This is a genomic window from Burkholderia sp. BCC0419 (assembly GCF_902830285.1).
Classification (GTDB): Bacteria; Pseudomonadota; Gammaproteobacteria; order Burkholderiales; family Burkholderiaceae; genus Burkholderia.
This window is the reverse complement of the sequence record NZ_CADESR010000005.1, coordinates 312,943-325,420: the sequence shown is the minus strand read 5'-3', so window position 1 is coordinate 325,420 and position 12,478 is coordinate 312,943. Positions and strand designations below refer to the sequence as shown.

Sequence of the window (12,478 nt, the reverse complement as noted above, 5' to 3'; positions counted from 1 at the left end):
CCCACCGCATTTTCAACGGACCGAAGATGGACCTCGATTTCACACCCGAAGAGGAAGCCTTCCGCACGGAAGTGCAGCGCTTCCTCGCCGCTGAACTACCGGCGCGCATCGCGCGCAAGGTGAAGGGCGGCCTGCACCTGACGCGCGACGACATGCGCGAATGGCACGCGATCCTGAATGCCCGCGGCTGGCTCGCGAGCCACTGGCCGCGCGAATACGGTGGCCCCGGCTGGAGCGTCGCGCAGAAGTTCCTGTTCGACAACGAATGCGCGCTCGCCGGCGCGCCGCGCATCGTGCCGTTCGGCGTGAACATGCTCGGCCCCGTGCTGATCAAGTACGGCAACGACGCGCAGAAGCATCACTGGCTGCCGCGCATTCTCGACGGCATCGACTGGTGGTGCCAGGGCTATTCGGAGCCGGGCGCCGGTTCCGATCTCGCGGCGGTGAAGACGAGCGCGGTGCGCCACGGTGATCACTACGTCGTGAACGGCCAGAAGACGTGGACCACGCTCGGCCACTACGCGAACATGATCTTCTGCCTCGTGCGCACCGCGACCGACGTGCGCAAGCAGGAAGGCATCAGCTTTCTGCTGATCGACATGAACACGCCGGGCGTCGAGGTCCGCCCGATCATCACGCTCGACGGCGAGCACGAGGTGAACGAGGTGTTCTTCACCGACGTGCGCGTGCCGGTGGAAAACCTGGTCGGCGAAGAGAACCGCGGCTGGACCTACGCGAAATACCTGCTGACGTACGAGCGCACCAACATCGCCGGAATCGGCTTCTCGACCGCTGCCCTCGACCGGCTGCGCGCGGTCGCCGCGAAGGTCACGAAGAACGGCCGCCCGCTCGCGGACGATCCGTTCTTCGCGGCACGCGTCGCGCGCGTCGAGATCGAACTGGAAAACATGCGCACGACCAACCTGCGCGTGCTGGCCGCGGTCGCGGGCGGCGGCGTGCCGGGCGCGGAAAGCTCGATGCTGAAAATTCGCGGCACGCAGATCCGCCAGGAGATCACCGCGCTGATGCGGCGCGCGATGGGGCCGTATGCGCAGCCGTTCATCGAAGATGCGCTCGACGCCGACTACGCCGGCGAACCGGTCGGCCCCGACGAAGCCGCGAGCGCCGCGCAGCAGTATTTCAACAACCGGAAGCTGTCGATTTTCGGCGGCTCGAACGAGATCCAGAAGAACATCATCGCGAAGATGATGCTCGGGCTGTAACTAGGGACGCGACGATGGATTTCCAGCACACAGAAGACCGCCGGATGCTGGCGGATACGTTGAACCGCTTCATCGCCGAACAGTACGCGTTCCCGGTGCGTGACCGCATCGCGCGGTCGGCCGAAGGATTCGACCGCGCAATGTGGCAGCGCTTCGCCGAGCTCGGTACGGTCGGCGCGCTGTTCGCCGAAGCCGACGGCGGCTTCGGCGGCGCGGGCTTCGACATCGCCGTGGTGTTCGAATGCCTCGGGCGCGGGCTCGTCGTCGAGCCGTTCCTCGGCGCGCTGCTCGCGGGCCGCGCACTGGCGCTCGCCGGCGGGGATGTGCATCGCGACCGGCTCGCCGCGCTGATCGACGGCAGCGCGAGCGCCGCGTTCGCGCACGACGAACCGGGCTCGCACTACGAACTGACGACCGTGCGTACGCGCGCCGAACGTGCAGGCGACGGCTGGGTGCTGACGGGCGCGAAGGGCGTCGTCGACCAGGCCGCGCAGGCGGCGTTCTTCGTCGTCAGCGCGCGCGTGTCCGGCCACGACGACGATGCGGCCGGCATCGGCCTGTTCGTCGTGCCGGCCGATGCACCGGGCGTGTCGCTGCGCGACTACAAGAAGATCGACGGCGGCCGCGCGGCCGAGGTGCGCTTCGATCGCGTCGCGCTGCCGGCCGATGCCGCCCTCGGCGCGCCGGATGCGCTCGACGGCGAAGCAGGCGCCGAGCTGCTCGAACGCGTGCTCGGCTACGGGCTGCTCGCGCTGTCGGCGGAAGCGCTCGGTGCGATGGACGTCGCGAAGGAGCACACGCTCGACTACCTGCGCACGCGCAAGCAGTTTGGTTTGCCGATCGGCAGCTTCCAGGCGCTGCAGCACCGGATGGCCGACCTGCTGCTCGAAGTCGAGCAGGCGCGCTCGGCCGTGATCAACGCGGCCGCGCAACTCGATGCGCCGCGCGCGGTGCGTGAGCGCGCGCTCGCGGCGGCGAAATACAGCATCGGCCGGATCGGCACGCTCGTCGCCGAGGAAAGCATCCAGCTGCACGGCGGGATCGGGATGACGTGGGAGCTGCCGCTGTCGCACTACGCGAAGCGGCTCGTGATGATCGACCACCAGCTCGGCGACGAGGATCACCATCTCGCGCGCTACATCGCGCTGTCGAAACAATAAGCGCGGAAACGCGAACGGAGGAGACAAGAATGACGAACGACACGCGCGCGCTGCCGCTGGCCGGCGTGAAGGTGCTCGATTTCTCGCGCGTGCTCGCGGGCCCGTGGTGCGCGATGGTGCTCGCCGATTTCGGCGCGGAAGTGATCAAGGTCGAGCATCCGGCGCGCGGCGACGATACGCGCGACTGGGGGCTACGGATCGGCGACACCGAAACCACGTATTTCAACAGCGTGAACCGCAGCAAGCGGTCGATCTGCGTCGACCTGCAGACGGAAGCCGGCCAGCGCATCGCGCGCGAGCTGGCCGCGCAGGCCGACGTGGTGATCCACAACTTCAAGTGCGGCGGCGCGGAGAAGCTCGGGCTCGGCTACGACGCGCTGGCCGAGCTGAATCCGCGGCTCGTGCATTGCGCGATCTCGGGCTACGACCGCTCGGGCGCCGAGGCCGCGCGGCCCGGCTACGATCTCGTCGTGCAGGGCGAGGCCGGGCTGATGGCGCTGAACGGCGAGGCCGACCAGCCGCCGCTGAAGTTCGGCGTCGCGGCGGTCGACCTGTTCACCGGCATGTATTCGGCGCAGGCGATCCTCGCCGCGTTGTACGAACGCCATGCGACGGGGCGCGGACGGCGCATCGAGATGGCGCTGTTCGACTGCGGGCTGATGATCACCGCGTACTACGGGCTCGACGCGCTGCTGACGGGCGAGGACCCGCCGCGCTACGGCAACGCGCATCCGTCGATCGTGCCGTACGGCGTGTTCGACGCGGCCGACGGCCCGCTCGTGATCACGGTTGGCAACAACACGCAGTTCGCGCGCTTTTGCGACGCGATCGAGCGGTCCGATCTCGCGGCGGACGAACGCTACAAGACCAACCTCGGCCGCTCGCAGAATCGTGCCGACCTGCTGCCCGAGATTCGTGGCGAACTTGCGCGCCGGTCGCGCGCGACGCTGCTGGCGGCGCTCGCCGACGCGGGCATTCCGTGCGGCGAAGTGCTCGGGCTGCACGAAGCGCTGACGTCCGAACGCGCCACCCGCGCCGGGCTCGTCACGCGGCAGCCGCATCCGGTCGCGGGCGGCGTCGACGTGCTCGCGCCGCCGTACCGCTTCGACGGCGCGCGCCTGCCGGTGCGCGGCGCGCCGCCGGTGCTCGGCGCGGATACGGATGCGGTGCTCGGCGGGTGGCTCGGGATGCCGGCCGACGAGGTGGCGCGGCTGCGTGCGGACCGCGTGGTCTGAATCGATCTTTGCCGCCGCGGCGCGGGCGGATCGGATCACGCGCCGGCTATCGACAAGACGACCCTCGCGAAACGACGAGGCGCCCTGCGGGGACTGGAGTCGGCGCTCGCGCGCCAGCTTCGGTCGACCGCGAAGCATGGGACCAGAGTAAGCGCTAAAGCGCTAACTCCGGTCGACATAGGAGACACCATGGAGCTTTCCGTCATCGAATCGGTCACGGCGCGCCGTGACTACCAGCAACTCGTGCGCGCACGGCGCCGCTTCAGCTTCACGCTGACGGCACTGATGATCGCCACGTACTACGGCTTCATCCTGCTCGTCGCGCTCGCGCCGCACGTGCTCGCCGCGCCGCTGTACCGCGGCGCGACGACGACGGTCGGGATCGCCGCGGGCGTCGCGATCATCCTGGTCGCGATCGGCCTGACCGCGTGCTACGTGCTGCGCGCGAACCGTGCGTTCGACCGCCGCGTCGACGCGATCCTGCAGCGTTCGTAACGGAGGCCGCCATGCGATTCATTTCGAGCGCGCTCGGCGCGCTGGCCGTTCTCGTTTCCTCCACCGCCGATGCGACCGGCGTCGCCGGCCCGATGCCCGACAAGGTCGAGCTGAACCCGGTCGCGATCGGGATGTTCTTCGCGTTCGTGTTCGCGACGCTCGCGCTCACGCGCTGGGCCGCGCGCCGCACGCGCTCGACGCGCGACTTCTACACGGCCGGCGGCGGCATCACCGGGCTGCAGAACGGGCTCGCGATCGCCGGCGACTACATGTCGGCCGCGTCGTTCCTCGGGCTGTCCGGCATGGTGTTCATGTTCGGCTTCGACGGGCTGATCTACTCGATCGGCTTCCTGGTCGGCTGGCCGTTCGTGATGTTCCTTATCGCCGAACCGCTGCGCAACCTCGGCAAGTTCACGTTCGTCGACGTCGTCGCGTACCGCTTCGCGCAGCGGCCGATCCGGCTGCTGACCTCCGCGAACGCGCTGACGATCGTCGTGCTGTACCTGGTCGTGCAGATGGTCGGCGCGGGCAAGCTGATCCAGCTGCTGTTCGGGCTGTCATACGGCACGGCCGAGCTGATCGTCGGCGTGCTGATGGTCGTCTACGTGTTCTTCGGCGGGATGACCGCGACCACCTGGGTGCAGGTGATCAAGGCCGTGCTGCTGCTGTGCGGCGCGACGCTGCTCGTGTTGCTCGCGCTCGCCGAATTCGGCTTCAGCGTCGACGCGATGTTCCGCCGCGCGGTGGCCGTGCACCCGGGCGCGCTGTCGATCATGGGGCCCGGCAAGCTGATCCGCGATCCGGCCAATGCGCTGTCGCTCGGCATCGCGCTGATGTTCGGCACGGCCGGCTTCCCGCACATCCTGATGCGCTTCTTCACGGTGCCGAACGCGAGGGAGGCGCGCAAGTCGGTGCTCTACGCGACCGGCTTCATCGGCTACTTCTACCTGCTGACCTTCGTGATCGGCTTCTCGGCGATCGTGCTGCTCGCGCAGCATCCCGAGTTCTTCAAGCTCGGCGCCAACGGTACGTTCAACCTCACGCACGACCTGCTCGGCGGCTCCAACATGGTCGCGGTGAAGCTCGCGCAGGCGGTCGGCGGCAACTGGTTCTACGGGTTCATCGCGGCCGTCACGTTCGCGACGATCCTCGCGGTGGTCGCGGGCCTGACGCTCGCCGGGGCGACGACGATCTCGCACGACCTGTATGCGCAGATGTGGGCGCGCGGCAAGCCCGACGAACGGCTGGAAATGCGCATCTCGCGCGCGGCGACGATCGTGCTGTCGGCCGTCGCGATCGCGCTGTCGATCCTGTTCGAGCACGTGAACGTCGCGTTCATGGTCGGGCTCGTCGCGGCGGTGGCCGCGAGCGCGAATTTCCCGGTGCTCGCGATGTCGATCTTCTGGCGCGGGATGACGACGCGCGGCGCGGTGCTCGGCGGCGGCCTCGGCCTCGTGTCGGCGGTCGCGCTCACGGTGCTGTCGAAGTCGGTGTGGGTCGACGTGCTGCACCACGCGCACGCGCCGGTATTCCTCGACAACCCGGCGCTCGTGTCGGTGCCGCTCGCGTTCATCGGGATCGTCGTCGGTTCGCTCGCGGATCGCGGCGAGCGGGCGCGGCGCGAGCGCGACGCGTTCGAGCGGCAGGAGTTCTATGCGCAGACGGGCGTGCTGGCGAGCCGGGCCGTGCAGCATTGATTCATCCGATGAAATGACCTGTTCCGTCCGGATCGCCGGACGGATATTTTCCGGAAATCCGGAATCCCGGATTTCCTTGCCTGCCGCATTATGAGAAATACAATGAAAACAACGGTTTGAGGGGTTCCGGCAACCTGGCATCGACCTTGCGATATAAAAAGCACGGCCGCCCCCTCGGCCCACTATTAAATCAAGGAGACAACCGATGACCAATGCCTTCCTCCCCCTCCGGATGTCCTGAGGCATCGCTTGTTGCGGCACGGCAGCCGCGCGGGCGACTGGCTTTCCCCTGAGACATTCGCCTGCGCGCGTGACGCCGTTTCCACCGGCTCATCATCTACTTCAGCAGGAATCATCGTGAAGAAGAAACCTTTCTACAAAGTGCTCTATGTGCAGGTGATCTTCGCCATCATCGTCGGCGTGATCCTCGGCCACTACTACCCGTCGATCGCCACCGACATGAAGCCGCTCGGCGACGGCTTCATCAAGCTGATCAAGATGGTGATCGGCCCGATCATCTTCTGTACGGTCGTCACCGGCATCGCCGGCATGGAGGACATGAAGAAGGTCGGCCGCGTCGGCGGCAAGGCGCTGCTGTACTTCGAGATCGTGTCGACCTTCGCGCTGCTGCTCGGCCTCGCGGCCACGCACCTGCTGCGTCCGGGCGTCGGCTTCAACATCGATCCGGCGACGCTCGACGGCAAGGCCGTCGCGTCGTACGCGGCGAAGGCGCACGGGCAGTCGACGGTCGACTTCCTGCTGCACATCATCCCGAACACGATGGTCGATGCGTTCGCGCAGGGCGAGATCCTGCAGATCCTGCTGATCGCGCTGCTGTTCGGCAGCGTGCTCGCGCACCTCGGCGAGCGCGGCAAGGTCGTCACCGATTTCATCGACGGGCTCACGCGCGTGCTGTTCGGCATCGTGCACATCGTCACGAAGCTGGCCCCGATCGGCGCGTTCGGCGCGATGGCGTTCACGATCGGCAAGTACGGCGTCGGCTCGCTGGTGCCGCTGCTCAAGCTGATCGGCACGTTCTACCTGACGTCGATCGTGTTCGTGCTGGTCGTGCTCGGCACGATCGCGCGCTTCACCGGCTTCTCGATCATCCGCTTCGTGTCGTACATCAAGGAAGAACTGCTGATCGTGCTCGGCACGAGCTCGTCGGAAGCCGCGCTGCCGCAGCTGATGGAAAAGCTCGAGAAGGCCGGCTGCTCGCGTTCGGTCGTCGGCCTCGTCGTGCCGACCGGCTATTCGTTCAACCTCGACGGCACCAACATCTACATGACGATGGCCGTGCTGTTCATCGCGCAGGCGACCAACATCGAGCTGACGTGGATGCAGCAGCTCACGCTGCTGGCCGTCGCGATGCTGACGTCGAAGGGCGCGAGCGGCGTGACCGGTGCGGGCTTCATCACGCTCGCCGCGACGCTGGCCGTCGTGCCGACGATCCCGCTGTCGGGCATGGTGCTGATCCTCGGCATCGACCGCTTCATGAGCGAATGCCGCGCGCTGACCAACATCGTCGGCAACGGCGTGGCAACCGTCGTCGTGTCCGCGTGGGAGAAGGAGCTCGACCGCAACAAGCTGCGCCAGGCGCTGAAGGGCGGCGGCGAAGTCGCGCCGACCGAGAAGACGGCCGGCGTCTGACGCGATGAACGAGCAGGCGGCGGCACCGCCCGCCGGCCGTGCGGCCCGCGGCGGCCGGGGTATCGATGCGCAGGCCTATGACACAATAGGCGATCCGCATCGCCAGGAAGCCTCGACCGTGACGCGCCGCCTGCTCATCTTCGTCGTGCTTGCCGCCGCGCTCGCGGCGGCGTGCGCGCTCACGTGGACGATCACCTGGCAGCGCGGCGTCGCCGAGCTGCAGCGCAATGCCGCGGTGCGCGTCGAGCGCACCACCAACGCGCTCAAGAGCACGCTCGACCGCTACGAATCGCTGCCTTACCTGCTCGGCAGCCATCCGTACGTGCAGGACCTCCTGGCCGAGCCGAAGCGCGGCGACTACACCGCCCGCGTCAACCGTTATCTCGAAGATCTCAACGAACACGCGCACGCGACCGTCACCTACGTGATCGGCGCGGACGGCCTATGCGTCGCCGCCAGCAACTGGCGCGCGCCCGACAGCTTCGTCGGGATCGAATACCGTTTCCGCCCGTATTTCCTCGATGCGATGAACGGCCGGGTCGGCCGCTTCTTCGGGATCGGCACGATCTCGCGCGACCCCGGCTACTACATCTCGCAGCCCGTGTGGCGCGACGGCAAGATCGCGGGCGTCGTCGTCGTGAAGCTCAACCTCGAATGGTTCCAGGGCGCCGACGCGTCCGAGCCGCTCGTCGTCGTGGACGATCACGGCGTCGTGTTCCTGTCGTCGGTGCCCGCATGGAAGTACCACACGCTGCGCCCGCTCACGGGGCCCGTCGCCGCGTCGATCTACGAAACGCGCCAGTACGCGCAGCAACCGGTCACGCCGCTGCCGCTGCGCGTCGAGCAGACGCTCGGCGCCGATGCGGAGATCGTGCGCCTCGGGCCCGGCCTGCGCGCGCCGCGCTTCCTCGCCAGCAAGCGGCGGATCGGCGAGCCCGACTGGCTGCTCGTCACGCTCGCGCCGCTCGCGCCGATCGACGCCGATGCGCGCAACGCGACGATCGTCACCGGCTTCGGCTTCGTATCGGTCGCGCTGCTCGCGTTCTACTGGCGGATGCGCCGCGCCCGCGTGCGCGAGATGATCCGCGGCCGCGCGCTGCTGCAGCAGGCGTACGCGGAGCTGAACCGGCGCGTCGAGGAGCGTACGGCCGATTTGTCTGAAGCGAACGAGCAGTTGCAGAAGGAAGTCGGCGACCGCATCCGCGCGGAGCAGGAGCTGCGCGCCGCGCACGACGAACTGATCCAGGCGAGCAAGCTCGCCGCGCTCGGCCAGATGGCGGCCGGCATCACGCATGAACTGAACCAGCCGCTCGCGGCGCTGCGCAGCTTCTCGGACAACACGCGCGTGCTGCTCGATCGCGGCGAGCAGGCCGCCGCGCGCGAGAATCTCGAGGCGATCGCCGCGCTCACCGAGCGGATGGGCAAGATCACCAACCAGCTGAAGCTGTTCGTCGGCCGCGCGAAGCCGCGCAACGAGCAGGCACTCGTCGTGCGCGCGCTGCGCAGTGTGCTGTCGCTGCTCGACGAGCGCCTGCGCGGCGTCGCGCTCACGCTGACGCTGCAGGACGCGACCGTGTCGCCCGCGCACGACGCGCCGCTCGACCTGGCGCGCGACTATCCCGAACTCGTCGCGCGCTGCGAGGACCTGCGCCTCGAACAGGTGCTGATCAACCTGCTCGGCAACGCGCTCGACGCGGTGGCCGGCGTCGCGGCGCCGGCCATCGAGGTGACGATCGCGGTGTCGGCCGCGACGCTCGCGGTCGAGGTGCGCGACAACGGCTCCGGCATTGCGCCCGATTTGCTGCCGCGCCTGTTCGAGCCGTTCTTCACGACCAAGGAAATGGGGCGCGGGCTCGGCCTCGGCCTTGCGATCTCGTCGTCGATCGCGAGCGACGCGGGCGGCGCGCTGACCGCACGCAACGCACCGTCGGGCGGCGCGCTGTTCGTCTTGACGCTGCGGCGCGCCCGCACGCATCATCCGGACTCCGTGTCCGAGCCGGCGGGCTCGCATTAGCGTGAGCAGGCCCGGTCGGCGAACGACCGGCATCAACGAGCGCCGCGTGCAATAGCGCCGCGCGGCTTGTCAGGAGCAAGTGAGTACGATGGCCAACCGGCTGCAAGTGATCTATATCGAAGACGATGCGCTCGTGCGCCGGGCGAGCGTGCAGAGCCTTCAACTGGCGGGCTTCGACGTCACCGGCTTCGAGTCGGCCGAAGCGGCCGAGAAGGCGATCGTCGCGGATACCGCCGGCGCGATCGTCAGCGACATCCGGCTGCCCGGCGCGAGCGGGCTCGACGTGCTCGCGCAGTGCCGCGAGCGCGTGCCCGACGTGCCGGTGATCCTCGTCACCGGGCACGGCGACATCTCGATGGCCGTGCAGGCGATGCGCGACGGTGCGTACGATTTCATCGAAAAGCCGTTCGCGGCCGAGCGCCTGATCGAGACGGTACGCCGCGCGCTCGAGCGCCGCGAGCTCGTGCTCGAGAACCACGCGTTGCGGCGCGAGCTGGCCGGGCAGAACGTCGTCGCGCCGCGCATCATCGGCCGCAGCCCGGCGATCGAGCAGGTGCGCAAGCTGATCGCGAACGTCGCGCCGACCGACGCGTCGGTACTGATCAACGGCGACACGGGCGCCGGCAAGGAGCTGATCGCGCGCAGCCTGCACGAGCTGTCGCCGCGCCGCGACAAGCCGTTCATCGCGGTCAATTGCGGCGCGCTGCCCGAGCCGATGTTCGAGTCGGAGATGTTCGGCTACGAGCCCGGTGCGTTCACCGGCGCCGCGAAACGGCGCGTCGGCAAGCTCGAATACGCGTCCGGCGGCACGCTGTTCCTCGACGAAATCGAAAGCATGCCGCTCGCGTTGCAGGTGAAGCTGCTGCGCGTGCTGCAGGACGGCGTGCTGGAGCGGCTCGGCTCGAACCAGCCGATCCGCGTGAACTGCCGCGTGGTCGCGGCCGCGAAGGGCGACATGAGCGAGCTCGTCGCGGCCGGCACGTTCCGGCGCGACCTGCTGTACCGGCTCAACGTCGTGACGATCGCGCTGCCGCCGCTCGCCGAGCGCCGCGAGGACATCGTGCCGCTGTTCGAGCACTTCATGCTCGATGCGGCCGTGCGCTACGGACGGCCCGCGCCGGTGCTGACCGACCGGCAGCGCGCGAGCCTGATGCAGCGCGACTGGCCGGGCAACGTGCGCGAGCTGCGCAACGCGGCCGACCGCTTCGTGCTCGGCGTGGCCGACATGCCGCAGGAAACGGGCGCGGGCGACGACGCCGACAACGACCAGACGCTGAAGGAGCGCATCGAGCAGTTCGAGCGCGCGGTGATCGCCGAGGCGCTGAACCAGACGGGCGGCGCGGTCGCGGCGACGGCCGACCGGCTGCATGTCGGCAAGGCGACGCTGTACGAGAAGATGAAGCGCTACGGGCTGTCGGCGAAAGGCGAAACCGAGCGCTGAAAAGCAAACGGACCGCGGAACCGGGGTGCCCGGTCATGCGGTCCGTTTCTTTTGCCGGAAGGGCGCGGTGCGCGTGCCCTCGAGCCGGATCCGGCGGCGCTCAGGCCGCGTTGCCGTCGAGCGCCTTCTTGAGCAGCGCGTCGAGTTCCGCGAACTGCGGCGCGCCGACGTAGCGCTTCAGGATCTTGCCGTCCTTGTCGACGACGAAGGTCGTCGGCGTGAGCTGCACGTTGCCGAACTGCTTCGCGACGCTGCCGTCGTCGAGCGCGACCTTGAACGGCAACTGGCGCGTCTGCGCGTAGTTCGCGACGTACATCGGCGGATCGTAGTTCATCGCGACCGCGACGAATTCCAGCCCCTGGCCCTTGAAGCGATTGTAGGTCTCGACCATCTGCGGCATTTCCTGCATGCAGGTCGCGCAGCTCGTCGCCCAGAAGTTCACGAGATAGACCTTGCCCTTCAGGTCGCCGGCGGTCGAGACCTTCTGGCCCGACAGCAGCGTGAAGGTCGCGTCCGGCACGCTGGACTTGCCGTTGAACGCAAAGAAGCCGGCGACGGCGATCGCCGCGACGACGGCGGCCGCGACGAGGTAGCGGACGGGGCCGGTACTGCGGCGGGCGGGAGGCGTGGTGTTCATCTGGTGCTCTCGGAGTCGATGACGCTGATCGATGCAAAGGACGTCGAAATTCGGCGCTCATTTTAGCGCGAATGCGGCGCGCGCACCGGCGGCGGCCAGGCATTCCGGTTTTCCGGTTCGGCGGATAATGGCCGTTTTGCCTGCCGCGATCCACGCCATGCCGAAGGAAGTCATCGATTCGTTGCGCCCCCTTTTTCGCCCGCTGCGACACTTCGCCGCGCTGGCCTGCCTGAGCGCCGCGCTGGCCGCATGCTCGCCATCGTACGATTGGCGCACGCTGCACAACGACGCCGGCTACACGATCGACCTGCCGGCGAAGCCGACCGTCGAGGAGCAGCCGGTGGCGCTCGGCGGCACCGCGATGCCGATGCGGATGCAGGCCGCGCACGTCGACGGCGCGGTATTCGCGGTCGGCACGCTGACGCTGCCCGACGACCGTGACGACACGCGCCGCGCGGCGCTCGAATTCCTGCGCGCGGGGCTGTCGCGCAACCTCGAAGGCGCGCCGCAGACCGCGTCGGTGCCCGTGCCGCTCGCGGCCGGCGGCGCGGTGAACGGGCTCGAGCTGCGCATCGCGGGTGCCGCTGCCGGCGGCGATCGCGCACGCAAGACGATCGTCGCGCGGCTGGCCGCGCGCGGCCGGCACGCGTACCAGGCCGTCGTGATCGCCGACGGGCCGCTCGCGCAGGAGCAGTTCGACCAGTTTTTCGGCTCGTTCAAACTCGATTGACGATGGCCGGCGAGGGCGCTCAGACACACTGTGACAACTGAAAGTTCATTCGCAGCTTTCGACGCTAATCGCCGGATTTTGCGAGGGTTTTTCAGCTATCCACAGCGCATGTGGATAACTTTGTTGAAAAGTAGCCGGTATTTCCCGCAAAGCCGCGCGGGACGGCCTTCCGGTCCGTTTGGTCGCCCGCACGCCT

At 68.3% G+C, this 12,478-nt stretch carries 10 protein-coding genes; 9 read left to right on the top strand and 1 reads right to left on the bottom strand.

What is annotated here, in order from left to right:
* Window positions 1-26 precede the first annotated feature (26 nt).
* The 8 genes from HWW87_RS25275 (at window position 27) to HWW87_RS25240 (ending at window position 10,915) form a co-directional block, all read left to right on the top strand.
* Window positions 27-1,223, top strand: coding sequence for an acyl-CoA dehydrogenase family protein (locus HWW87_RS25275; protein ID WP_175822580.1), 1,197 nt, complete (start codon window positions 27-29; stop codon window positions 1,221-1,223).
* A gap of 14 nt (window positions 1,224-1,237) precedes the next feature.
* Window positions 1,238-2,383 (top strand): acyl-CoA dehydrogenase family protein, encoded by a 1,146-nt coding sequence (locus HWW87_RS25270; RefSeq protein ID WP_175822579.1) that lies wholly within the window; start codon window positions 1,238-1,240, stop codon window positions 2,381-2,383.
* A 29-nt stretch (window positions 2,384-2,412) separates the two neighbouring features.
* A complete protein-coding gene (locus HWW87_RS25265; protein ID WP_175822578.1) occupies window positions 2,413-3,618 on the top strand; it encodes a CaiB/BaiF CoA-transferase family protein in 1,206 nt (401 codons plus the stop codon).
* A 189-nt stretch (window positions 3,619-3,807) separates the two neighbouring features.
* Window positions 3,808-4,113 carry a DUF485 domain-containing protein gene (locus HWW87_RS25260; protein WP_014895931.1) on the top strand — a complete coding sequence of 102 codons (306 nt, stop codon included), beginning with the start codon at window positions 3,808-3,810 and terminating at the stop codon, window positions 4,111-4,113.
* 11 nt (window positions 4,114-4,124) lie between these two features.
* A complete protein-coding gene (locus HWW87_RS25255; protein WP_175822577.1) occupies window positions 4,125-5,810 on the top strand; it encodes a cation acetate symporter in 1,686 nt (561 codons plus the stop codon).
* A gap of 357 nt (window positions 5,811-6,167) precedes the next feature.
* Window positions 6,168-7,460, top strand: a complete 1,293-nt coding sequence (locus tag HWW87_RS25250; RefSeq protein WP_175822576.1) for a dicarboxylate/amino acid:cation symporter — start codon at window positions 6,168-6,170, stop codon at window positions 7,458-7,460.
* Window positions 7,461-7,464: 4 nt separating this feature from the next.
* A complete protein-coding gene (locus HWW87_RS25245; RefSeq protein ID WP_175822575.1) occupies window positions 7,465-9,474 on the top strand; it encodes an ATP-binding protein in 2,010 nt (669 codons plus the stop codon).
* Window positions 9,475-9,562: 88 nt separating this feature from the next.
* The gene (locus HWW87_RS25240) at window positions 9,563-10,915 is read left to right on the top strand and encodes a sigma-54 dependent transcriptional regulator (RefSeq protein ID WP_174431706.1); all 1,353 of its coding nucleotides are present in this window, start codon (window positions 9,563-9,565) and stop codon (window positions 10,913-10,915) included.
* Between the two features lie 100 nt (window positions 10,916-11,015).
* Here HWW87_RS25240 and HWW87_RS25235 read toward each other — a convergent pair whose 3' ends face one another.
* Window positions 11,016-11,552, bottom strand: a complete 537-nt coding sequence (locus HWW87_RS25235; protein ID WP_174389939.1) for a TlpA disulfide reductase family protein — start codon at window positions 11,550-11,552, stop codon at window positions 11,016-11,018.
* A 157-nt stretch (window positions 11,553-11,709) separates the two neighbouring features.
* Between HWW87_RS25235 and HWW87_RS25230 the strand changes: the two genes are divergently transcribed.
* Window positions 11,710-12,282: a hypothetical protein gene (locus HWW87_RS25230; RefSeq protein ID WP_175822574.1), complete on the top strand. Its 573-nt coding sequence runs from the start codon at window positions 11,710-11,712 to the stop codon at window positions 12,280-12,282.
* Window positions 12,283-12,478 lie beyond the last annotated feature (196 nt).